Annotated in this window: 16 protein-coding genes; 11 read left to right on the top strand and 5 right to left on the bottom strand. The window is 70.8% G+C overall.

Features of this window, described 5'->3' with window-relative positions; genetic code table 11:
* Positions 1-196: 196 nt before the first annotated feature.
* The gene (locus ABZ880_RS12335; RefSeq protein ID WP_361260565.1) at positions 197-646 is read left to right on the top strand and encodes a metallopeptidase family protein; all 450 of its coding nucleotides are present in this window, start codon (positions 197-199) and stop codon (positions 644-646) included.
* A gap of 27 nt (positions 647-673) precedes the next feature.
* Here ABZ880_RS12335 and ABZ880_RS12330 read toward each other — a convergent pair whose 3' ends face one another.
* The 3 genes from ABZ880_RS12330 to ABZ880_RS12320 form a co-directional block, all read right to left on the bottom strand.
* Positions 674-2218, bottom strand: a complete 1545-nt coding sequence (locus tag ABZ880_RS12330; RefSeq protein ID WP_361260500.1) for a DUF5719 family protein — start codon at positions 2216-2218, stop codon at positions 674-676.
* Positions 2215-5865, bottom strand: coding sequence for a glycosyltransferase (locus ABZ880_RS12325; protein WP_361260498.1), 3651 nt, complete (start codon positions 5863-5865; stop codon positions 2215-2217). Before ABZ880_RS12325 ends, ABZ880_RS12330 begins: the two co-directional genes overlap by 4 nt.
* 229 nt (positions 5866-6094) lie before the next feature.
* A complete protein-coding gene (locus ABZ880_RS12320) occupies positions 6095-6358 on the bottom strand; it encodes a WhiB family transcriptional regulator (protein ID WP_003975777.1) in 264 nt (87 codons plus the stop codon).
* A gap of 652 nt (positions 6359-7010) precedes the next feature.
* On the opposite strand from ABZ880_RS12320, the gene ABZ880_RS12315 reads away from it, so the two are divergent.
* The 4 genes from ABZ880_RS12315 to ABZ880_RS12300 all read left to right on the top strand — a co-directional run bounded on the left by ABZ880_RS12315 (position 7011) and on the right by ABZ880_RS12300 (position 11039).
* Positions 7011-7523: a cysteine dioxygenase family protein gene (locus ABZ880_RS12315; RefSeq protein WP_361260496.1), complete on the top strand. Its 513-nt coding sequence runs from the start codon at positions 7011-7013 to the stop codon at positions 7521-7523.
* Between the two features lie 33 nt (positions 7524-7556).
* Positions 7557-8516, top strand: a complete 960-nt coding sequence (cofD, locus tag ABZ880_RS12310) for a 2-phospho-L-lactate transferase (protein ID WP_361260494.1) — start codon at positions 7557-7559, stop codon at positions 8514-8516.
* Positions 8513-9823 (top strand): coenzyme F420-0:L-glutamate ligase, encoded by a 1311-nt coding sequence (locus ABZ880_RS12305; protein WP_361260492.1) that lies wholly within the window; start codon positions 8513-8515, stop codon positions 9821-9823. Before cofD ends, ABZ880_RS12305 begins: the two co-directional genes overlap by 4 nt.
* Before the next feature lie 211 nt (positions 9824-10034).
* Positions 10035-11039 (top strand): DNA-3-methyladenine glycosylase 2 family protein, encoded by a 1005-nt coding sequence (locus ABZ880_RS12300; protein ID WP_361260490.1) that lies wholly within the window; start codon positions 10035-10037, stop codon positions 11037-11039.
* Positions 11040-11177: 138 nt separating this feature from the next.
* Here the strand turns inward: ABZ880_RS12300 and ABZ880_RS12295 are convergent, their stop codons facing one another.
* Positions 11178-12260, bottom strand: a complete 1083-nt coding sequence (locus tag ABZ880_RS12295; RefSeq protein WP_361260488.1) for an NDP-sugar synthase — start codon at positions 12258-12260, stop codon at positions 11178-11180.
* Between the two features lie 189 nt (positions 12261-12449).
* A complete protein-coding gene (locus ABZ880_RS12290) occupies positions 12450-13913 on the bottom strand; it encodes a peptidoglycan recognition protein (RefSeq protein WP_361260486.1) in 1464 nt (487 codons plus the stop codon).
* A gap of 129 nt (positions 13914-14042) precedes the next feature.
* Here ABZ880_RS12290 and ABZ880_RS12285 point away from each other — a divergent pair, with 129 nt between their 5' ends.
* The 6 genes from ABZ880_RS12285 to ABZ880_RS12260 all read left to right on the top strand — a co-directional run bounded on the left by ABZ880_RS12285 (position 14043) and on the right by ABZ880_RS12260 (position 23392).
* Complete coding sequence (locus ABZ880_RS12285) at positions 14043-14798, top strand: TIGR03089 family protein (RefSeq protein WP_361260484.1); 756 nt, start codon at positions 14043-14045, stop codon at positions 14796-14798.
* 127 nt (positions 14799-14925) lie between these two features.
* Positions 14926-16155 (top strand): LCP family protein, encoded by a 1230-nt coding sequence (locus tag ABZ880_RS12280; RefSeq protein ID WP_361260564.1) that lies wholly within the window; start codon positions 14926-14928, stop codon positions 16153-16155.
* A gap of 226 nt (positions 16156-16381) precedes the next feature.
* Complete coding sequence (locus tag ABZ880_RS12275) at positions 16382-18106, top strand: LCP family protein (RefSeq protein WP_361260482.1); 1725 nt, start codon at positions 16382-16384, stop codon at positions 18104-18106.
* 76 nt (positions 18107-18182) lie between these two features.
* A complete protein-coding gene (locus ABZ880_RS12270) occupies positions 18183-19847 on the top strand; it encodes an LCP family protein (protein ID WP_361260480.1) in 1665 nt (554 codons plus the stop codon).
* Between the two features lie 128 nt (positions 19848-19975).
* Positions 19976-21706: an LCP family protein gene (locus tag ABZ880_RS12265; protein WP_361260478.1), complete on the top strand. Its 1731-nt coding sequence runs from the start codon at positions 19976-19978 to the stop codon at positions 21704-21706.
* Positions 21707-21796: 90 nt separating this feature from the next.
* Positions 21797-23392 carry an LCP family protein gene (locus ABZ880_RS12260; RefSeq protein WP_361260476.1) on the top strand — a complete coding sequence of 532 codons (1596 nt, stop codon included), beginning with the start codon at positions 21797-21799 and terminating at the stop codon, positions 23390-23392.
* Positions 23393-23476 lie beyond the last annotated feature (84 nt).

Raw genomic sequence — 23476 nt, 5'->3', positions numbered from 1 at the left:
TCTCGCGTCCGGTCAACAGTCCGTACAAACCCCGTCATTTGCCTCGTGATCGCCGGTCTCGGAGAGATATGGAAACGAGCCCAACCTTGGCTGGAATGGTCATCCTGTGACATGCCGTGATGGGCTGTTCGAGGCTGTCCGGCACGCCGTGTGGGGCACGGCATGCGGTCCCGGCGGGGACTACGCTTCACCAGTGATGGACAACCCCGTACCGCCCCGTGCCGCCGGCCCCGGGCCCCGCCGTCGTGATCGCCACGGCCGGGGCATGCGCGGCCCGATCGCGCCGCCCCAGGTGCCGCTCGCCGCGAGCCGTGCCGAGGCGTTCGCGGATCTGGTGCAGGACTCCGTGGAGCGCCTGGAACGGCACTGGCCGCAGCTCGCCGACATCGATTTCCTGGTCCTCGAGGTGCCTCGCCTGGACAGCCCGGGACAGACCTGGAACGACGAGGCGGTCCCCCTGGGCGGCACGATTCCCTCCCGGGAGGGACGGCCGGCCCGGGTGATCGTTTACCGGCGGCCGGTGGAGATCCGCACGAAGGGGCGCGACGAGCGGGCGGCGCTGGTGCACGAGGTCGTCGTCGAGCAGGTCGCCGAACTGCTGGGGCTGACCCCGGAGACGGTGGACCCGCGGTACGGCGAGGACTGAGGCCCGCCGGGCGTCCCCAGGTCGCCGCTACTTCTGCAGCACCGACAGATCCTGGTCCGCCTGCGGCACCGCCACCATCCCCCGGTCGTCCGGCAGCGTCTGCACCGTGAAGCCCGGTACGCCTTCCTCCGTCGCCGCCAGGGTCCGGGCCGCGTAGACCGGACCGCCGGACAGGGGCTCGACCGTCAGCGCGTACGTGCCCTTCGAACCGCTCGGGGCCGGGGCCTCGACGTCCTGGGTGGTGCCCGCCTTGATCGTGTACGTCTTGGAGACCGCCGTACCGCCGTCGCTGCCCGCCGACGCGGTGACCTTCACCTTGGCCGTGCGGGTGGGCGCCGTGAGGGACAGCGTGGAGCCCTTGCCGCTGTTGTCGGCGGAGGTCGCGCGCGTGCCGACCGGGCTCGTGGCCGGGATGAACGCCGTCTCCTGCTTGTCGCCCTTGCCGCGGACGACCCGCAGCGCGGCGACGACCGGCACGGAGTCGTCGGTGGGCGTGAGGATCAGCGAGCCCGCCTCGCCGCGCGTGACGGCACCGAGGTCGACGGCGGTCGTCATGCCCGCCTTCACGTGCAGCGTCTCGTTCCCCGCGGGCGTGATCAGCCCGGACGGGGAGGCGAGGCGCACCTTGAGGTCGGCATCCGCGTCGCCGGGTGTGAAGGCGATCAGTCGTACGGAGGTGGCGTCCTTCGGGATACCGGGCAGGACGAGGCTGCCGGACGGGTCCGTGGAGGCGGCCAGCCAGTCGCCGCCGAGCTTGTCGTCCAGGGCCTGCACGGCGGCGCCCACCCGGCCGCTGCGGACGTTCACGTGCACGGTGAGGTTGGTCTGCTTCTCGTCGGTGAGCGTGGACAGCAGGACCGGGTCGCTGGAGTGCGGCGCGACCGTGATGCCCTCCCCCACCGTGGACTTGAGGGCGCCGTCCTTGCCGTAGAGCTCGATGTCGACGACGGCCGCGGAGTCGTCGGGGTTGGTCAGATGCACGTAGTCGGTGCGGGCGGCGTCCGTGCTGGCGCCCGGGAACCAGAACTCGGTGTCCGGCTCGGTGCAGTTGACGCCCTGCAGGCCACGTCCCGTGCCCGCGGCGACCTCGGTGGTCTCCTGGACCGACCAGCCGGGCGCGAACTTGCCCTCGGCGGTGCCCACGAGCGCGGGGGTGTCGGAGCCGGAGGTGTCACCCGTGACCGGCTTGCCGGGATCCTCGGGGGTGAGGACGGGCTTGTCGGCCTTCTTCTTGCCGGCCTTCTTGTCGCTCTTCTTGTCGTCCGTCTTGCCCTTGCCGCTCGTCCCGTCGTCGCTCGTCCCGTCGGCCGACTGCTCGGTGACGGACTGGAGTTCGGCCTTGCCGTCGCTTCCCGTGCCCTTCGTGACGGGCGTGAACGACGTGTACGAGGTGTCGGCGATGTCGGAGGTGCTGGGCGCCGGGCACAGCAGGGTGGTGCGCTCCACGGGCAGTTCGGCGGCGGCCTTGGCGGTGTTCGCGCCGGAGGCGCCCGGGGCGGTGAGCGAGGCGACCCCGGTGATGGCGGCGAGCGCGGCCGTGCCGGCGATCAGGGACAGGATGGTGCGGTTCACTGCTGACTCCCGTCGGGGCGCTCAGGGGCGTGCGGGTCATGCTGCGCCGGGTCGTACGCGGGGTCGTAGCCCTGCTGGTACGAGGTGTCGTACGCGCTCTGGTCGTACGTCCCCTGGGAGGAACCGCCGTAGGCGTACGGGTCGTACTGGGCGCCCTGGTACGGGTCCGCCTGGTACGTCTGGTCGTACGAGCCCGCCGGGTACTGCTGGGTGCCCTGGTACTGCTCGTTGCCGTAGCCGCCGTACTCGGCGCTCTGGTAACCCGTCGCGTCCCAGTCGCCGTAGGACTGCTGCTGCGGGACGGCGACGGGTGTCTCCTCCGCAGGTTGAGACGGGAACTCCTCGCTCCGGCCCGCCTCTTCGGCCTCCCCCTCCGCCTGGGCGCGCAGGCGGCGGGCGCGACGGCCCTCGCCGGCGACGGCCTGAGCGGGGACGGCGGGCTCCTCGGGGAGGTCGTCGTCGACGTCGCGGCGCCTGCCCGGCAGGGCCATGACGACGAGGACGACGGCGAGTGAGCCCTGCGCCCACAGCCAGGCGGTGTGGGTGGGGTCGTCGTAGGTGACGTCCAACCTGCCGCCGGAGGAGGGGAGTTGGAAGCCCTGGGCCCAGCCGTCGACGGTGGTGCGGGTGAGCGGCTTGCCGTCCAGGGTGGCCGTCCAGCCGTCGGCCGCGGTGTCGGCGAGGCGCAGGATGCGGCCGTCGGAACCGGCCGGGACCGTGGTGTGGATCTCGACGGGTCCGGCGGCGACGGGCTGCGCCGTGCCGGAGCCGGAGGCGGACACGATGGTGGCGCGGGCGACCTCCTGGTCGACCCGCCACAGGGCGCTGCCGTTCTGCTGGCTCAGGCGGCTCAGGCCGGGTGTGGCGTCCAGGACGCGGGTGACCTCGCGCGGTGCGCCCTTGTGGACGAGGACGTAGCGCACGGCGAACGCACCGAGCTGGTCGGCCTGGTCGGCACCGGAACCGGCGACGAGGTTGGCCACGACCTTGTCGAGCTTGGCGTTCTCGCCGTCGGCCCCCGCGATCTCGGCGTCGCCGAGCCGGGCGCCGGAGCCGCGGACCAGGGTGTAGCCGACGCGGGCGGTGGAGTCGCTGTCGAGCACGAGCGTGCGTGCCTGGTCGCGGGTGCCGCTCTCCTCGGCGACGAATGCGGGCACCTGGACGGGGTCGCGCCGCTCGACCGGTCCGTCGGCGCCGCGGATCATCCAGCCGGCGGCGACGAGCAGCGGGCCCGCGAGCGAGGCGAAGGCGATCAGTGCGGCCACCGGCTGGCGCCAGCCGAAGCTCTGCTCGGCCACGCGCGCGCGTGCACCGTCGGCGCCGAGCGCGGCGGCCGCCAGGAGGGCGATGCCGTAGACGAGGGTGGCCGGGCCGGCCCAGGTGGAGTTGTTGGACAGGACCGCGAAGACGAGGCCCACCAGGGCGACCGCCCAGGCCGTCCAGATTCCGAACTGACGCTCCGAGCGCATCAGGGCGGCCAGCGCGGCCAGGACGATGCCGATGAGCATCAGCCCGCTGACCGTGCCGGGGCCGCCGGGGCTCGCGCCGAGCAGGTCGAGGGCGGAGGCGGCCGAGGGGCCGTACTCGAGGCCGGCCTCCTTGAAGAAGCCGAACGGGAGCAGCGAGAGCGACCAGGGCGCGAGGACCAGCAGGGGCACGCCGAACTGGGCGAGGAAGCGCAGCCCGTAGGCGGTGATGTCGGCGCGGCGCACGGCCAGCACGCCGACGCCGAGGACCAGCGCGATGGGCCACACGATCGGCGTGAACGCCGTGGTGATGGTCAGCAGCAGCGCGTACGCCCAGGTGGCGCGCCAACTGCCGCGCGCGCCAGAGGTGTTCGCGAGGCCGCTCGCGGCGATGCCCGCGCGCGCGATGAGCGGCAGCAGGACGGCCAGGACGGCGGTGCCGATGCGGCCGCCCGCGAGCGCGCCCGTGGCGGCGGGCAGGAAGGCGTAGACGACGGCCGCCCATGCGCGCAGCAGGCGCGACTCGACCAGCGGGCGGGAGACGAAGTAGGCGGTGACACCGGCCAGCGGGACCGAGCAGACGAGCAGGATCGTGACCGCGAGTCCGGTCGAGCCGAACAGCGCGGAGGCCAGCAGTGCCACGACCGCGAGGTACGGCGGGGCGGACGGGGTGCCGCCGGCGCCCACCGCGTGCCAGGAGTCCAGATAGCGCGACCAGAGCTCACTGGCGTCGGCCGGGGCGGGCAGCAGGGCGCCGCCCGCGAGCGCGCCGCCGCCGAGCAGTTCGCGGCAGGCGACGAGCGAGACGAACAGCAGGACCAGGAAGAGCATCGGGCCGGGCTTGCGGGCGATGCGCTTGAGGCGGGCGAACTGCTCGATCTCCAGGAATTCGGCGTCGTCGCCGCCGGGTCCGGACTCGACCGCGCCGCCGTGCCGTCCCGCTCCGGTGGTGGCGTCGGGGTCGGAGTCGCTGAAGAAGTTGCCCGCGACCTGCTCGACCGTGGCCCGCACGGTCGCACCCGGCGGCGGGAACAGCGCACGCAGCTCGCCCTTGTCGATCTGCGGGACTCCGCGCCTGCGCCGTCCGGCGATGATCCGCTCGGGCCGCAGCAGCGTGCCCAGCAGACCACGGATCTCGTCGACGGCCTGTCCGGGGACCTTGCCGACGAGGTAGGCGACCGTACGCAGGAGCGTGCCGACCACCAGGCGCAGCAGCACCCAGGGCAGCACGGCCGTACGGCTGTTGACGAGGAGGGTGTAGACGGCGCCCGCCTTGTCGACCTTGTGCGGGGAGGCGGCGGTGCGGCCCACGCAGTCGACCATGCGGCGCTCGCGGGAGGCGGCCTCGGCGTGTCGTACGACTGCCTCGGGGGCGATGAGGACGCGGTGGCCGGCGGCGGTGGCGCGCCAGCACAGGTCGACGTCGTCACGCATCAGGGGCAGCCGCTTGTCGAAGCCGCCGAGCTGCTCGAAGATGTCGCGGCGGATCAGCATGCCGGCGGTGGAGACCGACAGCACGGAGCGGACGTGGTCGTGCTGGCCCTGGTCCTGTTCGCGGCGGTCCAGGCCGGTCCAGCGGCGGCCGGAGTTGGCGATGGTGACGCCGACCTCGAGGAGCTGCCGCTTGTCGTACCAGCCGCGCAGCTTGGGGCCGACGACGGCCACGTCGTCGCGGCCGAGCTCCAGTTCGTTCTCCACGACCCGCAGCAGCTGGGCCAGGGCGTCGGGTTCGGGGGCGCAGTCGTCGTGCAGCAGCCACAGCCACTGGACCGGCTCGCCGTGCGGGAGCTCGGGCATGTCGTAGGCGTCGTCGCGCCACGTGCGCGTGACCGGGTCCCAGCCGCTCGGGCGCTTCAGGTACGGCAGCTCGTCCGGGGTCAGCACGGGAGCGGTCCGCGCCGCCTCCTCGACGGCCTGGCCGAAGCCGGTGCGCCGGGCGAGGTGCAGTACGCGGTCGGCGCCGAGGGCGCCGGTGACCAGCTGGGCCGAGTCGTCCGCGCTGCCGGTGTCGGCGGCCATGACGTACTGGACGGGGCGCTCCTGGCCGAGCAGCCCGGCGAGCGCGTCGGGCAGCCAGCGGGCGCCGTCGTGCGAGACGACGACCGCTGTCACCACGTGACGCGGGAACTCTGGTGTGGCAGCGACGTCTTGGTGGGCTGCCGTGTGGCTGTGCACGGACATCGAGGTACGGGCCCCGGTTCGATGGACTGCGGTGGACGTCTGTGCCCACTGGGGGCAGCGAGGCGTCTCGGACGAGCGCCCACACTATCGGCTGGGCATGGCGACGGCCCGCCGCCTGTGGATAACCCACCTGCGACGGGCCGTTCGTGACGTGTGTGTGGGTGTACGCGCGCGTGTCCGTGCGTGTTGTGTCCGTGGGGTGTCTACGTGCGAGGTGCGGGCCGTCCGGTCAGACGGCGGCCTTCTTCAGCCGGCGCCGTTCGCGTTCGGACAAACCGCCCCAGATGCCGAAGCGCTCGTCGTTGGCGAGGGCGTATTCGAGGCACTCGGAGCGGACTTCGCAGGCCAGGCAGACCTTCTTGGCCTCGCGGGTGGAGCCGCCCTTCTCGGGGAAGAAGGACTCGGGGTCGGTCTGGGCGCACAGCGCGCGCTCCTGCCAGCCGAGTTCCTCGTCCGCGTCGTCGACCAGCAGTTGCTGCACCAGCTCGGTCATGTGCGCCCCTCGTCTGTCTTTCGCGTCCCCGTGATGTAGCCGTTACCGATTTCGGCTGAACGACACGAGTGAAATTACAAGTGTGCTGCTCCGGGCGAGTCAAGCCGAGATCTGCTATTGGGCCCCTTATTCACTCTGCGGAACCAAGGCCATGCGGAAAGTGTTCAAATCGGCATAAACCTTGACATGCAGACGAGGCCCGCAAGGGCCTCCGACCCCGCGCAGAGCCTGTACGGGGAAGGACGCCCAGAGGTTCGATCTCGTTCCACTCGCACCTCGGAGCGAACCGGATCACAGTCGGATCACAAGATCGCATCGAGGTTTGAGCGCCCGGTTGTGCGCCATGTGTCCCGGGGGGCGTCAGAACAAACCTTTCGCCTCGGACATGAACCGGATGAGGTGAAGCATGTCCCACATACCGGGCGCCGAGTTGACAGTCGAAGGTGTCAACCGGTGTTCTTATGGGCATGCTCGCGAACTCGGCACTCACCTCGACCCGCTCCGCCGGGTCCGACGGTGCTGCCCGTGCTCGCCGTAGCTGTTGTTGCTGTTCCAGCTGTTGAGCCATACCCGCTCCAGCTGAAGACCGCGTCCTGCCGACCCGGTTTCCGTTCCCTCTGACCTTCTTTCACTGAGGAACCGCACACCCCTTATGAACAGCGACAACGACCTCCAGATCGCCGGCGACATCCTCGAGGTGCAGCACCTGCTGCAGCCCCCGCGCGAGCACCCGGCCACCGTGGCCGAGTTCGTCGGGCTGGCGCGCTCCATCGCCGCCGACCGCTCGCAGTGGGAGCACCTCGTCGAGTACGACGCGACGACACGCTGGTACCACCGGCTGCGCACGGGGCCGGGCTACGAGGTGTGGCTGCTGTCCTGGGTGCCCGGTCAGGGCAGCGGGCTGCACGACCACGGCCGCTCCTCCGGTGTGCTGACCGTCCTGGAGGGCACGCTGACCGAACGCACCCGCCGGGGCACGCGCGCGTTGGGCGCGGGCACGCAGCGGGTGTTCGCTCCGGGGTATGTGCACGAGGTCGTCAACGACGCGCTGGAGCCGGCGGTCAGCCTGCACGTCTACTACCCGGGCCTGACCGAGATGCCGATGCACACGGCCTGCACGGCGGCCCCCGCGACGCACGACGAGGTCGACGCCGTAACCGCCTGACGCGTTGTCGTACCCGCCTGTAAGACTTGGTCCATGCGCATTGTGGTTCTGGCAGGCGGCATCGGTGGTGCCCGGTTCCTGCGCGGTCTGAAGCAGGCCGTGCCGGACGCGGACGTCACGGTCATCGGCAACACCGGGGACGACATCCACCTCTTCGGACTGAAGGTCTGCCCGGACCTCGACACGGTGATGTACACGCTCGGCGGCGGCATCAACGAGGAGCAGGGCTGGGGCCGGGCCGACGAGACCTTCCATCTCAAGGAGGAGCTCGCGGCGTACGGCGTGGGGCCGGAGTGGTTCGGGCTCGGCGACCGGGACTTCGCCACGCACATCGTGCGGACGCAGATGATCGGTGCCGGATATCCGCTGAGCGCGGTGACGGAGGCGCTGTGCGACCGGTGGAAGCCGGGGGTGCGGCTGATCCCGATGACCGACGACCGGGTCGAGACGCATGTGGCCGTGGAGCTGGACGGTGAGCGCAGGGCCGTGCACTTCCAGGAGTACTGGGTACGGCTGCGGGCCTCGGTGCCGGCCGAGGCGGTCGTGCCGGTCGGTGCGGAGCAGGCGAAGCCGGCGCCGGGCGTGCTGGAGGCGATCGCGGAGGCGGACGTCGTGCTCTTCCCGCCGTCGAATCCGGTGGTGTCCGTCGGCACGATCCTTGCCGTGCCCGGCATCCGCGAGGCGATCGCCGAGGCCGGGGTGCCGGTCGTCGGCCTGTCCCCGATCGTCGGGGACGCGCCCGTGCGCGGGATGGCCGACAAGGTGCTCGCGGCGGTCGGCGTGGAGTCCACGGCCGCGGCGGTCGCCGAGCACTACGGCTCGGGGCTGCTCGACGGCTGGCTCGTCGACACCGTCGACGCGGGTGTCGTGGAGCGGATCGAGACGGCCGGGATCCGGTGCCGGGCCGTGCCGCTGATGATGACCGACCTCGACGCGACCGCGCAGATGGCGCGCGAGGCGCTGGCGCTGGCGGAGGAGGTGCGGGCGTCTTGAGCGAAGCGTCTGTCGACGGCTACCGGGTCTGGGCCGTGCCCGGGATGCCCGAGGTGCAACGCGGTGACGATCTCGCCAAGCTGATCGCCGCCGCCGAGCCGGGGCTGGTCGACGGGGACGTACTGCTCGTCACCTCGAAGATCGTGTCCAAGGCCGAGGGGCGGATCGTCCGGGCGGTCGACCGGGAGGCCGCCATCGACGCCGAGACCGTGCGGGTCGTGGCGCGGCGCGGGGCGCTCCGGATCGTCGAGAACCGGCAGGGCCTGGTGATGGCCGCGGCCGGGGTCGACGCCTCCAACACCCCTTCCGGGACGGTGCTGTTGCTGCCCGAGGATCCCGACGCGTCCGCGCGCGCGATCCGGGCCGGAGTGCGGGACGCCCTCGGCGTCGACGTCGGCGTCGTCGTCACCGACACCTTCGGGCGGCCCTGGCGCTCGGGGCTCACGGATGTCGCGATCGGCGCCGCCGGAGTGCACGTGCTCGACGATCTGCGCGGGGGCACGGACGCGTACGGCAATCCGCTCAGCGCGACGGTCGTGGCGACGGCGGACGAGCTGGCCGCCGCCGGTGATCTGGTCAAGGGCAAGGCCGCCGGGCTGCCCGTCGCCGTCGTGCGCGGGCTGCCGCACCTGGTGGCCGAGGAGGACGGCGAGGGGGCGCGGGTCATGGTGCGCGGCGGGCGCGACGACATGTTCCGGCTCGGGACGTCCGAGGCGATCCGGACGGCGGTGACCCAGCGGCGCACCGTACGGGCGTTCACCGACGAACCCGTCGATCCCGGTGCCGTACGGCGGGCGGTCGCCGCGGCCGTGACCGCGCCGGCGCCGCATCACACGACGCCGTGGCGGTTCGTGCTGCTGGAGTCCGAGGGCGCGCGGACCGAACTGCTGGATGCGATGCGCGATGCCTGGATCGCCGATCTGCGGCGGGACGGCAAGAGCGAGGAGTCCATCGCCAAGCGGGTGCGGCGAGGTGATGTGCTGCGGAATGCGCCGTATCTGGTGGTGCCCTGTCTGGTCATGGACGGGTCGCACACGTACGGGGACGCGCGGCGGGACGGGGCCGAGCGGGAGATGTTCGTGGTCGCCGCGGGGGCCGGTGTACAGAACTTCCTGGTGGCGCTGGCCGGGGAGCGGCTGGGGTCCGCGTGGGTGTCGTCGACGATGTTCTGCCGGGATGTGGTGCGTGAGGTGCTGGGGCTGCCGGCGGAGTGGGATCCGATGGGGGCGGTGGCTGTCGGGCATCCGGCGGAGGAGCCGCGGCCGAGGGCTGAGCGGGATGCGGGGAGCTTTGTCGAGGTGCGGTGACATTTGGCCGGGCGTGCCGGGTGCCTATGGTTTCTGGGCGTCGGGGGTCTCGCGCGCGAGTGCGGATCAGTGGGGGCTTGTCGCGCCCACGCGGCGGAGCCGCACATCGGACACAGCCCCGCGCCCCTGAAAGCCAAAAGCCGTTGGGCGCACCGGCAGTCGTATGTACCGCCTAGTCTCGTAGGTCCCCGACACCCCCAGGAACTCACCCGTGGCTGGACGATTCGCTCCCCGGCCCACTCGTGCGACCGTGCGCGGTGGGCATGTTGTCGTGCCTGGAGGTGTGCCGCGGCAGGCGTCTGCGCCGGGGCGGGTGCGAGTCGTGGTGCCGGACGGGCCGTTGGATCTCGGGCTCGTGCTGGGGCCGCTTCGGCGGGGCGGAGGGGATCCGACGTTTCGGGCGATGCCCGACGGGTCCGTGTGGCGGGCCACTCTCACGCCTGCCGGGGCCGGCACGCTGCGGGTCTCCGTGTGCGGGGGTGAGGTGCGCGGGGAGGCGTGGGGGCCGGGGGCCGAGTGGTTGCTGGAGCAGTTGCCGGAGTTGCTCGGGGGCGCGGACGAACCCGACGCGTTCGTCCCGCGGCACCGGTTGGTGGCTCTCGCGCGGCATCGGCGGCCGGGGCTGCGGCTGACACGGACCGGGCTGGTGCTGGAGTCCCTGATTCCGTCGGTGCTGGAGCAGAAGGTCACCACCGATGAGGCGTATCGGGCGTGGCGGTTGCTGGTGCGGAAGTACGGGGAGCCGGCGCCGGGGCCTGCCGCGGGCGGGCGGCTGTGGGTGATGCCCGGGCCGCGGACCTGGGCCTTGATCCCGTCCTGGGAGTGGCACCGAGCCGGCGTCGACAACAAGCGGGCGTCGACGATCCTGCGGGCCGTGCGGGTCGCTGCGCGGCTGGAGGAGGCGGTCGGGATGGAGCCGGCGGCCGCGCAGGCGCGGTTGGAGGTCGTGCCCGGGATCGGTCCGTGGACGTCGGCGGAGGTCGTGCAGCGCAGTCATGGGGCGCCGGACGCGGTGACCGTCGGGGATCTGCATCTGCCGGGCATCGTGGGGTGGGCGCTCGCCGGGGACCGGAACGCGGACGATGCGGCGATGCTGGAGCTGTTGGAGCCGTATGCGGGGCAGCGGCATCGGGCGGCGCGGTTCATTCTGCTGAGCGGGCGTACGCCGCCGAGACGGGCGCCGAAGATGCCGAGGACCGACATCGGGCGGTTGTGAGCGCACCGGCGTTGTCCGTTCCGCCACTGGGGGCTCCGCCCCCAGGCCCCCGTTCGGCCCTGAAGGGGCCTCGTCCTCAAACGCCGGACGGGCTGGGATGGCCCGGCCGGCGTCCAGGAGTTGCCCGGCAGGGTGTGGCTACTGGTCCGAGGAGAACCGCACCGCCCCCGCCGGGATCCGCGCGTCGCACCACACGCGCATGCCGTCGCGCAGTTCGTTGTCGGGGCCTACGATCGCGCCGTCGCCGATGACCGTGCCGGTCAGGACGGTGCGTTCGCCGACGCGGGCGCGGGTGCCGATGAGGGAGTCGGTGATGACGGCGCCGGGTTCGATGACGGCGCCCGGGAGGATGGTGGAGCCGAAGACGCGGGCGCCCTCGGCCACGAACGCGCCCTCGCCGACCACCGTGCCGCCCGTCAGTTTCGCGTCGGGGGCGACCGTGGCCGTGGGGAGGATGAGGCGGTCGCCGCAGCGGCCGGGGACCGCGGGGGACGGGGCCCGGCCCAGGACCAGGTCGGCGGAGCCGCGGACGAAGGCCGCCGGGGTGCCCAGGTCCAGCCAGTACGTGGAGTCGACCAGCCCCTGGAGGTGGACTCCGGCGGACAGGAGGTCCGGGAACGTCTCGCGTTCCACCGAGACCGGGCGGCCCGCGGGGATCGTGTCGATGACCGAGCGGCGGAAGACGTACGCCCCCGCGTTGATCTGGTCGGTGACGATCTCCTCGGGGGTCTGCGGTTTCTCCAGGAAGGCGAGGACGCGGCCCGTCTCGTCGGTGGGGACCAGGCCGTAGGCGCGCGGGTCGGTGACCTTGGTGAGGTGCAGGGAGACGTCGGCGCCCGTCTTCTCGTGGGTGTCCACCAGGGCCCTGATGTTCAGGCCCGTGAGGATGTCGCCGTTGAAGACCAGGACCGGGTCGTCGGGGCCCGAGTGGAGGCGGGAGGCCACATTGCGGATGGCGCCGCCCGTGCCGAGGGGCTCCTCCTCCGTCACGTACTCGATGTGCAGGCCCAGCGAGGAGCCGTCGCCGAAGTACGGCTCGAAGACCTCGGCCAGATAGGACGTGGCCAGGACGATGTGGTCCACGCCCGCCGCTCTCGCTCTCGCCAGCTGGTGCGTGAGGAACGGGACCCCGGCCGCGCGGACCATGGGCTTGGGCGTGTGGACCGTGAGCGGGCGCAGCCGGGTGCCCTTGCCGCCGACCAGGAGGATCGCTTCTGTCACCTGTCGTCTCTGCTTCCTGCCGGGACCGGCCGAACTGTCTTTCGGCCGGCCAGTTTATGCAGACCGTTATGTGGCGCCTTCGACGGCCGTGCGGCGTTCCGCGGTTCCACCCGGTGCCCCCCGATGGCGTGAATGTGACCTCCTTGCCCAACTCCCCCGCGGAGCCCTGGACCTGCCCGAAGACAGGTCCTAGCGACCCTGGTAGCGCGCCGCGGTGGAGCGGGCCGTGCCGAGCTTGCGGTAGAGCTGCCCGCCCGGGCAGTCCGTGGCGTAGCCGTCACGGTGGCCGGAGATCACGTTCAGACGTACGTTCTTACCCTTTCGGTAGAGATTGCCACCGCCCGACTTCAGATATGTCTTTCCGCGCGGATTGGCGCCGTAGAGCCCGAGTTTCCAGGCCGTGAGGCGCGCGATGGCCTTCAGTACCGCAGCGGGCGGCTTGTGCGAACCGAAGCCGCCGAGGACGGCGATCCCCATGCTGTTGTTGTTGAAACCGAGAGTGTGGGCGCCCCTGACCGCCTTCGCCGCTCCCCCGGCACGCCCCTCGTAGATGTTTCCGCACTTGTCGACGAGGAAGTTGTAGCCGATGTCGCGCCAGCCCATGCTCCGGACGTGGTAGCGGTAGATACCGCGGATGACGGAGGCGGCCTGCGAACAGCGGTACCCGTTGCCGGTCGCCGTGTGGTGCACGAAGGCCGCCTTGACCTTCTTCGTGTAGACGAAGCCCTTCTCGCGCAGCTTCTCGTCCGCGCCCCAGCCGCGGCGCGTGATGATGCGCGGGCGTGGTCCGATGTACGGCTTCGCGCGCTGCTTCGCCGTCAACTTGCTTCCGCGCAGGGCCAGTAGCTCCCGTACGGTCGCGGTGCGGCTCAGTGCGGGGATCACGGTGGCGCCGAGCGGGACGAGGTCGGCGTTGGCCGCGGAGGCGGCCAGGGACGCCTCCGACTCGGTGTTCTGGGTCTTCAGGGCTGCCGTCTGCGCGGTGTCCGTCGGACCGCTGTACGGCACGGCGAGGGCCGCGCCTCGGGTCGAGGTCTCCCCGCCGGGGTCCACGAGTTCCAGACGCAGGCCCGAGGGGAGCGCGGAGGCGGCGGGGACGGCGCGGGTGCTCTGTCCGGTACGGCGGTCGCCCTCGGCCCGGACCCGGACCTCCACGCCGTCGGAGTCGCCCACCCACAGCGGTGCGGTGGAGCCGCGGACGCGGCCCGAGGTGCGCTCGGCGGAGCCGGGGTCGGCCCCGTCGTCGTTGTGCGTCTGGAGGTTCTGCCAGCGGGACCAGGCGCCGTTGCCGGTCGCCCGCGTGCGGACCTGGACCCGGCCGTGCAGTTCGGTGGCCGGGTCGTCCCAGATGACACCGACCATCGAGAAGTGCGCCACGTCCTCGCGGGTGAGGCCCATTTCGGGGGCGGAGACGGAGGTGAGGGCGCGGTTGCGGGTGAGGGGGGCGAGGGTTGCGATGGGCGCGAGGGGCAGCGACTGCGTGCTGCCGGGGAGCTGGGAACCGGCGACCACCTGCGCGGTTCTTGCGCCGCCCGGCGCGTGTCTCGCCGTCGCCGTGGCCGCGGCCGCGGGCGGGGGCAGCGGGAGGGCGAGGGCGGCGGCGCAGGCGACGCCGATCGAGGAGGCGATCGAAGAAGCAAGGAATCCACGCATGCTCCTGATCTTGGACATAGTCATACATATCTGTCCATCCGGGAACTGACGGGCCGTCGGCTGCCGTTCCGCCGAACCGGTGGCCCCGCCCCTCGGTGCGCGGCGGGTCGCCCGCGTACGCTTGCGCGGGTGAACGCCACCGACCGCACCCCTGCCGACCTGCTGTCTTCCGCGCTCGCCGCGGACCCCGGACGCCCCCTGGTGACCTTCTACGACGACGCCACGGGCGAGCGCGTCGAATTGTCCGTGGCCACCTTCGCCAATTGGGTGGCCAAGACCGCGAATCTGCTTCAGGGCGACCTGGCCGCCGGCCCCGGCGATCGGGTCGCGCTGTTGCTGCCCGCGCACTGGCAGACGGCGGTGTGGCTGCTGGCGTGTGCGTCGGTGGGGGCGGTTGCGGATGTCGTCGGGGATCCGGGGGCGGCCGACGTCGTGGTGAGCGGGCCGGACTCGTTGGACGCGGCGCGGGCGTGCCGTGGGGAGCGGGTCGCGCTGGCGTTGCGGCCGCTCGGCGGGCGGTTTCCGCAGGTACCGGACGGCTTCGTCGACTACGCCGTCGAGGTGCCGAGTCAGGGGGATCGGTTCGTGCCGTTCTCGCCGGTGGATCCGGAGGAGCCTGCGCTGATCGCGGCCGGGCGGGAGTTCAGCGCGGCGGAGGTTGTCGAGCGGGCTCGGGCCGAGGCACCGGAGCTGGGGTTGACCGGGCCCGGGTCGCGGATTCTGTCGGGGCTGGCGTACGACACGTGGGACGGATTGAACGCCGGGTTGTTCGGAGCGCTTGCCACCGGGGGGTCCGTGGTGTTGTGCCGGAACCTCGATCAGCTCTCGGACGAGGCGCTGGCCAAGCGGATCGAGAGTGAGCGGGTGACGGTTGTGCGCCGCTGAAACGCCTCGCAGTCACCCACATGGGCCAGTAACGGCCGCCTCCACCACCCCCTCCGGGGCATCGTCGTAGGACGAGTACGTCCGTACGCCATGAGGGGTGGAGCCGCACGTGACCGACAACGTAGGCATGCCCGGGCGCGGGGCGGGGGCGTCTGCGAGCGGTGGGGGGCCGGCCCGGCGGCGCCGGCGGCGGTGGGTCCGGGGTGGGGGGCTCGTGGTCGCCCTGGGGCTCGTCGCGGCCGTCGGAACCGGCTGGGCGCTGTACGCCAAGCTGGACGCGAACATCACGCCCGACGACGCCGCTGCCGCCGAGCTCGCGCGGTACGAGAAGGAGCGGCCCACCTCGCTCGTCAAGGGCGCGCAGAACATCCTGCTGATCGGCTCGGACACACGGTCCGGGGACGACAACGACGACTACGGGCGGGACTCCGGCACCGAGCGGTCCGACACGACGATCCTGCTGCACCTCGGCGCGGGCCGGCGCACCGCCACCGCGATCTCCCTGCCGCGCGACCTGATGGTGGACGTGCCCGCGTGTCTGCGCGCCGACGGGAGCCGTTCCGAGCCGATGTTCGCGATGTTCAACTACGCCTTCCAGATGGGCGGTTCGGGCTGCACCATCCGGACCGTCGAGAAGCTCACGGACATCCGTGTCGACCACCACGTCGTCGTCGACTTCCACGGCTTCAAGGAGATGGTCGACGCGGTCGACGGCGTCCAGGTGTGCCTGCGCAGCCCGATCGACGACGAGGCCGCGAAGCTGAAGCTGCCCGCGGGCCGGGTCACGCTCGACGGCGAGCAGGCCCTCGGCTACGTCCGCGCCCGCAAGACCCTCGGCGACGGCAGCGACACCGACCGGATGGACCGCCAGCAGCGATTCCTCGGGGCGCTGGTCAACAAGGTGCAGAGCAATGACGTACTGCTGAATCCGGTGAAGCTCTACCCGGTGCTGGACGCGGCCACGTCCTCTCTCACCACCGACCCGGATCTGGCGAGCCTGCGCGGCCTGTACCAACTCGTGCGCGGGCTGCGTGACATCCCCACGGAACGCGTGCAATTCCTGACTGTTCCGCGGGAGTCGTACGTCTACAACGCCAATCGCGATCAGCTCGTGGAACCCGAGGCGGAGAAACTGTTCGAACGGTTGCGCAAGGACGAGCCGCTGAAGGTCGCCGAGGAAGTGCCGCGGGATTCCGCCACAAAGAGCGGGGATTCGTACGACGGGTCGTACGACTACTGGGAGTACGAGCGCGATGACGGAAAGTCCCGCGGAAAGCGGGGTGACGAGCCCTCGAACTCCGCCTCTCCCGCCCCCACGTTCCGGGGCAGCACAGCCGCCGAAGACACGTGCGAGTAAAGCGCTTGCCAAATCACCGCACTTATGTCCGAGAAAAAGGACGAATTACCCCGCGGGGTGACGTGGAATTTGTCACCGTCGCCGCTCGGCGCTGAACAGGGCGGTTAGTGTGAGCGATCCGGTGCATCCATCCGCGAGGTCCGTCCTGGCGTCTTGCACTGTGTGACCGAGACCCGAGCGCCTTGAGGGGGGAAGGCGCGCGCCCCGACGGAGGAATCGGACAACCGTGGACGCGCAAAGCCGTGGGCGGGCGAACGACATCGATCCCGCAGACCAATGGGTGCTCAATCCGAACACCGGCGAATACGAATTGCGACTGACCCCTTCCGCACCGCAATCAACGGTGCCGGGGCCCCGCAGATCCACCCCTCGCGGTAACACCGGCGCGGTACGCAGCCGTACGGCGGCTCCGGAGGCGCCCGGCCGCCAGGTCCCGCCGCAGCGCCGGCGCCGGGGTGTGCCCGAGGAGCCGCTGCCGGGACGGCGCGGTCGCCGGCCGGTCAAGAAGAAGGGCAGGGCCAAGAAGATCCTGCTGTGGACCGGCGGGACCATGGCCTTCGTCCTGGTGGCCGCGGCCGGCGGCGCCTACCTCTACATCAAGCACCTCAACGACAACATCACCTCCGTCTCGGACGACGGCGCCAGCACCGGCGGCTTCGACAAGGACAAGGCGATCAACATCCTGTTGATCGGCACGGACAAGCGCACCGGCAAGGGCAACACGAAGTACGGCGACTCCGGCAGCGTCGGGCACGCGGACACGACGATCCTGCTGCACCTCTCCAAGGACCGTTCGAACGCGACCGCGCTGAGTATCCCGCGCGACCTGATCACCGACATCCCGGACTGCCCGACCCAGCAGGCCGACGGCAGCGAGAAGGTCATCGCCGGTACGAGCAACGTCCGTTTCAACACCAGCCTCGGCCAGGACCTCCGTACGCCCAGCTGCACGGCGCGCACGGTCACCGAGCTCACCGGCATCAAGCCGGACGACTTCATGGTCGCCGACTTCAACGCGGTCAAGACGCTGACCACGGCGGTCGGCGGAGTCGACGTATGTCTCGGCAAGGACATCAACGACCCGGACTCGCACCTCAATCTGAAGAAGGGCATGCAGCACATCGAGGGCGAGACGGCCCTCGCCTTCGTGCGCACCCGCCACGCGGTCGGCTTCGGCGGCGACCTGAGCCGGATCACGCTGCAGCAGCAGTTCCTCAGCGCGCTGATGCGGAAGCTGAAGTCCAACTCCACCCTCACCGACCCGACGAAGATGGTGAAGATCGCCGAGGCCGGCACCAAGGCGCTGACCGTCGACTCCAACCTCGACAGCATCGGCAAGCTGAAGGACCTCGGTCTGGAGCTGGGCAAGCTCAATCCGAAGAACCTGACGTTCACCACCGTGCCGGTGATCGACAACCCGGCCGAGAAGGTGCACGCGACCGTCGTCCTCAACCCGAACACGGCGCAGCCGGTCTTCGACGCGATCAAGAACGACGTCTCCTTCACCGCGGTCAAGGCGAAAAAGAAGAAGGAGGCCGCCGCGGTGGCCGCCCGTCTCAAGGGCACCAAGTCGGCCGCCTCCGAGGTGCGGGTGCGGATCCTCAACGGCGGTGCGGCGGCCGGCAGCGCGCAGGCCGAGCTGAACTACCTGCAGAACGACGCGGGCGTACTGAAGTCGGAGAACGCCGGCAACGCGGCCGCATCGCAGGCGAAGACCACGCTCGAGTACGCCCCGGACCAGGCCGACCAGGCACGACGGCTGGCAGCCATACTCGGCCTGTCCGGCTCGCAGCTGAAGCCCGGCAAGAGCGTGACCAACGATCAGGGCCTGCCGGCGATGACGCTGACCCTGGGCAAGGACTTCCCGGGGGCGGGCAATTCGTACTCCGCAGCGACCAAGGCGCCGGACGTGGACAAGACCACGGCCGACAAGGTCGAGTGCGCCAAGTGACCTGACGGGCCTGTTGTGCGTCTAACAGGGCGCACGGCAGGTCCGTTGAACGGCGCAAGGGGTGGGAGGACGGGGAATGACGCAGAGCAGTGTGCACGAGGAGGGGACGCAAGGGGGCGTCCGCAACTCCCGTGACCTGGGGTGGGGGGACGGCGGCCCCGAGGCCGCACAGGACGGCGACGGCTCCGGCAGACGCGGGACGCCGGTCGGCGGGCGCGGGCACCGCCGCAGGGGTCCCCGGCGGGGGCGCCGGGTGCTGCGCTGGTCGGCGACCACCCTGTCGGTGCTGATACTCGGGACGGCCGGCGCCGGATACCTCTACTACCAGCACCTGAACGGCAACATCCAGAAGGGCGAGCGCAGCAGCGGCGACGCCAAGGCGCAGAAGACCAAGGCCAACGCGGCCGGGCAGACGCCGCTCAACATCCTGCTGCTCGGCTCGGACAGCCGTGCCTCCGACGAGAACGTGAAGCTCGGCGGCGCCAAGTACGACCGCAACAGCCCGCCGCTCGCCGACGTGCAGATGCTCATCCACCTGTCCGCGGACCGCAAGAGCGCCGCGATGGTGAGCATCCCGCGCGACACCAGGGTCGACATCCCCAAGTGCACGGATCCCAAGACCGGCAAGGTCTACCCGGCCACCACCGACATCATCAACACCACGCTGGCCCGCGGCGGCGCCGGCTGCACGCTGGCCACCTGGGAGAACCTCACCGGGGTCTACATCGACCACTGGATGACGATCGACTTCTCGGGTGTGGTGCGGATGGCCGACGCCATCGGCGGTGTCGACGTCTGTGTGCGGCAGAACGTGTGGGACCACCCGACGGCCGCGGTGCCCGGCGGCTCCGGCCTGAAGCTGACGGCCGGGACGCACACGGTCGAGGGCAAGCAGGCCCTGCAGTGGCTGCGCACCCGGCACGCCTGGGGCAGTGACCTGATGCGGGCCCGGGCGCAGCACATGTACCTGAACTCGATGATCCGCACGCTGAAGAAGCAGAACGTCTTCACCGACACCGGGCGGCTGACGGACCTGGCCGAGGCGGCCACCAAGTCCCTGAAGGTCTCCGAGGAGATCGGCACCGTCAAGAAGCTGTACGACCTGGGCATGCAGCTCAAGTCGGTCCCGACGGACCGCATCACCTCGGTGACCATGCCGAACGTCACGGATCCCAGGAACGTCGATCACGTCGTGCCGGACCCCGCCAACGCCGACAAGCTGTGGGAGATGCTCCGCGACGACGTGTCCCTCGACAACAAGGGCAAGGCGTCGGCTGCGAAGAAGACGACCGCCGAGAAGGAGGCCACCAAGGCCCCGTCGGCGGCGGACGACCAGATCGGTGTCGTCGTGCAGAACGCCACCGGGACCTCCACGCTCGCCCCGGTGAGCGGACGCGCGGGCGTCGTCGCCGAGGAATTGCTGCAGAAGGGCTTCTCGAAGGCGTCCAAGGACGCGACGGCCGGGCTCTCCGAGGACCGGACGGTCGTGCGCTATCCGAGCGCCGAACTGGAGGGCGACGCCCAGCGCATAGCGAAGTCGCTGGGAATTCCACTGAGTTCGGTGAAGCGGTCCACCGACGTGTCCGGTGTCACGGTCGTCGTGGGAGCGGACTGGCGTACGGGCACCACGTATCCGAAGCAGTCCAAGCCCAAGGCCGGTGACCTGCCCGGGAATGCCGACGCCATCAACGGCTCGGACAGCGGTCAGTGCATGGACGTCTACAAGCCCTACCGCTGGTAGCGAACGGTCAAGGAAATAGGGTGAATTGACCGGTTGTAGGGATGCGGGATTCTTCGTCGACGGCACTCGATGCCGAACTGTGCGGTTAGTGTGGGCGATCCAGCCCTTGACGGAGGACTCATACAACCGTGGACGTACAAGGCCGTGGGCGGGCGGAGAGTACCGACCCCGCAGACCAGTGGGTACTCAACCCGAACACCGGCGAATACGAGCTGCGACTGACTCCTTCCGCACCGCAGTCGCCGGTACCGGGGCCCCGTAGGCCCGGCCCCCGGAGGGCGGGCTCCCGCGACGGCACCGCGCGCAGCCGTACGGATGCGCCGGGCCGGACGACTCCGGTCCCGCCGCAGCGCCGGCGCCGGGGTACCGAGGAGCCGCTGCCGGGGCGGCGCGGTCGCCGGCCCGTGCAGAAGAAGGGCAGGGCCAAGAAGGTCCTGCTGTGGACCGGCGGGACCATGGCCTTCGTCCTGGTGGCGGCGGCGGGAGGTGCCTACCTCTACATCAAGCACCTCAACGACAACATCACCTCCGTCTCGGACGACGGCGCGAGCACCGGCGGCTTCAGCAAGGACAAGGCGATCAACATCCTGCTGATCGGCACGGACAAGCGCACCGGCAAGGGCAACGAGGGCTACGGCGACTCCGGCAGCGTCGGGCACGCGGACACGACGATCCTGCTGCACGTCTCCAAGGACCGTTCGAACGCGACCGCGCTGAGCATCCCGCGCGACCTGATCACCGATGTCCCCGACTGCCCCACGACCCAGGCCGACGGCACGACCAAGGTCATCAAGGGCACGACCGGCGTCCGCTTCAACACCAGCCTCGGCCAGGGCGAACGCACGCCCAGCTGCACCGCGCGCACGGTCACCGAGTTGACCGGCATCAAGCCGGACAACTTCATGGTCGCCGACTTCAACGCGGTCAAGACGCTGACCGACGCGGTCGGCGGGGTCGACGTCTGTCTCGGCAAGGACATCGACGACCCCGACTCGCATCTCAATCTGAAGAAGGGCATGCGCCACCTCACGGGTGAGAACGCGCTCGCCTTCGTCCGCACCCGTCACTCGGTCGGTCTGGGCGGCGACCTCAGCCGGATCACGCTGCAGCAGAACTTCCTCAGCGCCCTGATGCGCAAGCTGAAGTCCAACTCCACCCTCACCGACCCGACGAAGATGGTGAAGCTGGCCGAGGCGGGCACCAAGGCGCTGACCGTCGACTCCAAGCTCGACAGCATCGGCAAGCTGAAGGACCTCGGTCTGGAGCTGGGCAAGCTCAACACCAAGAACCTGACCTTCACCACCGTCCCGGTGGTCGACAACCCCGCCGAGAAGATCAAGGTCACCGTCGTCCTGAACGACTCGAAGGCGCCCGCGGTCTTCGACGCGATCAAGAACGACGTCTCCTTCACCGAGGTGAAGAAGAAGCAGAAGGCGGCGAAGGACGCGCAGGCCGCCCGGCTCAAGGGCACCAAGTCCGCCGCCTCCGAGGTGCGGGTGCGGATCCTCAACGGCGGTGCGGCCGCCGGCAGTGCGCAGGCGGAGCTGCAGTACCTGCAGAACGACGCGGGCGTACTGAAGTCCGAGAACGCCGGCAACGCGGACGCGGCGCTCGCCAGGACGACGCTCGAGTACGCCCCCGACCAGGCCGCCCAGGCGCGCAGGCTCGCGGACATCATGGGGCTGTCCGGCTCCGCGCTGAAGCCCGGCAAGAGCGTGACCAACGCCCAGGGGCTGCCGACGATGACGCTCACCCTGGGCAAGGACTTCAAGGGGGCCGGGGAGAAGCTCACCTCCGCGTCGACGGCGCCGGCGGTCGACAGCAAGACCACGGCGGACAAGGTCGAGTGCGCCAAGTGAAGTGACGCGCCCGTCACTTGGAAGCGCAGGGCCGTTGGGCAACCTCATGGGCCCGTCGTATGTCTCCATGACGTGCGGCGGGCCTCTTCCATGGCGCGCCAGGGGGTGGGAGGACGGGAAGTGGCGCAGAACAGTGTGCGGGAGGCCGAGCCGACGGAGGCGGCCGACGACGGCGGCGACGCGCGCCACGGCGCACGCCGGGCACCGCGCAAGCACCGCCTGCTCAGGTGGACCGCGACCACGCTGGCCGTCCTGATACTCGGCACGGCCGGCGCCGGCTACCTCTACTACCGGCATCTCAATGCCAACATCCGGCACGACGACCTGAACCTGGGCGACAACAAGGTCGCCGCACCGACGCCGAACGCCGCGGGCCAGACCCCGCTGAACATCCTGCTGATCGGCTCCGACGCCCGGGACACCAAGGAGAACCAGCAACTCGGCGGCGCGAAGGAGACCTTCGGGTCCGCGCCGCTGGCGGACGTCCAGATGCTGGTGCACCTGTCGGCCGACCGCTCCAACATGTCGGTCGTCAGCATGCCGCGCGACACCCTCGTACGGATTCCGAAGTGCACCGACCCCGACGACGACAAGGTGTACGCGGCGAGCGACGGGCGGGTGATGACGAACCAGAGCCTCGGGCACGGAGGTCCCGGCTGCACGGTCGCCACCTGGCAGGAGCTCACCGGGATCCGCATCGACCACTTCATGATGGTCGACTTCTCCGGTGTGGTGTCCATGGCGGACGCGATCGGCGGGGTCCCGGTGTGCGTGGACGCGAACATCCTCTCCCGGGACAGGCAGGGCCATGGCTCCGGGCTGAGGCTTCGGGAGGGCACGCACCCGGTGAAGGGCAAGCAGGCCCTGCAGTGGCTGCGCACCCGCTACGGCTTCGAGGACGGCAGCGACCTCGCCCGCGCCAAGGCGCAGCACATGTACATGAACTCGATGGTCCGCCAGCTGCGTGAGAACGCCACCCTCAGCAACCCGGGCAAGCTGCGCACGCTCGCCGAGCGGGCCACCGAGGCCCTCACCGTCGACCCCGGCCTCGACACCGTCAAGAAGCTCTACGACCTCGGCAACGATCTGCGGAAGGTGGAGCCGAAGCGGATCACCATGACCACCATGCCGAACCGGTACGTGGGCGCCCGCGTCGAGCCCACCGAGGACGCCGAGCAGCTCTTCCGGCTGGTGCGCGAGGACATCGCGCTGGACGGCAAGGACAGGAAGAAGGCCGCCGGCGCGGAGGAGAAGGGCTCGGACGACCCCGCCGCCCCCGACGGCGAGATCGGGGTCCAGGTGCAGAACGGCACCCGTACCGACACCCTCGCCCCGGCCCGCGGGCGCGCGAGCACGGTGGCCGGGCTGCTCGTGGACAAGGGCTTCGCCGAGGCCGCCGCCGACCAGAGCGTGGTCCTGAGCGAGCCCACGACGGTCGTCCGCTACCCCAGCGCCGAGCTGGAGGGCGACGCCCAGGCGGTCGCCAAGTCGCTCGGGATTCCGCTGAGTTCGGTGAAGCGGTCGACGGACGTCTCGGGCGTCACGCTCGTCGTGGGTGCCGACTGGCGGGAAGGTACGGCGTACCGGGCGCCCAAGGAGGACGACAAGACCCCGAAGTCCGCCGAGGCCCTCAACGGAGCGGACGACGGGGCCTGCATGCACGTTAATCCGGGTTTCACATGGTGACCCACAGCTGACTCCTAAGTGGCTGCAGAATGATGAGGCGCGCTCACGTCCGAGAGCCCGGAGCGCAAGGGTTTGAAAGGACAG

It is taken from the genome of Streptomyces sp. NPDC047043, assembly GCF_040644055.1.
Classification (GTDB): Bacteria; Actinomycetota; Actinomycetes; order Streptomycetales; family Streptomycetaceae; genus Streptomyces.
The sequence above is the reverse complement of the archived record's forward strand: the minus strand, read 5'-3'. Positions and strand labels throughout refer to the sequence as shown.

Bases quoted from the DNA above. Each gene is read 5' to 3' on its own strand.
- ABZ880_RS12335 (WP_361260565.1), top strand. From the start codon at position 197: ATGGACAACCCCGTACCGCCCCGTGCCGCCGGCCCCGGGCCCCGCCGT.
- ABZ880_RS12325 (WP_361260498.1), bottom strand. From the start codon at position 5,865: ATGTCCGTGCACAGCCACACGGCAGCCCACCAAGACGTCGCTGCCACA.
- ABZ880_RS12320 (WP_003975777.1), bottom strand. From the start codon at position 6,358: ATGACCGAGCTGGTGCAGCAACTGCTGGTCGACGACGCGGACGAGGAA.
- ABZ880_RS12315 (WP_361260496.1), top strand. From the start codon at position 7,011: ATGAACAGCGACAACGACCTCCAGATCGCCGGCGACATCCTCGAGGTG.
- cofD (WP_361260494.1), top strand. From the start codon at position 7,557: ATGCGCATTGTGGTTCTGGCAGGCGGCATCGGTGGTGCCCGGTTCCTG.
- ABZ880_RS12290 (WP_361260486.1), bottom strand. From the start codon at position 13,913: ATGCGTGGATTCCTTGCTTCTTCGATCGCCTCCTCGATCGGCGTCGCC.
- ABZ880_RS12280 (WP_361260564.1), top strand. From the start codon at position 14,926: ATGCCCGGGCGCGGGGCGGGGGCGTCTGCGAGCGGTGGGGGGCCGGCC.
- ABZ880_RS12270 (WP_361260480.1), top strand. From the start codon at position 18,183: ATGACGCAGAGCAGTGTGCACGAGGAGGGGACGCAAGGGGGCGTCCGC.
- ABZ880_RS12260 (WP_361260476.1), top strand. From the start codon at position 21,797: ATGGCGCGCCAGGGGGTGGGAGGACGGGAAGTGGCGCAGAACAGTGTG.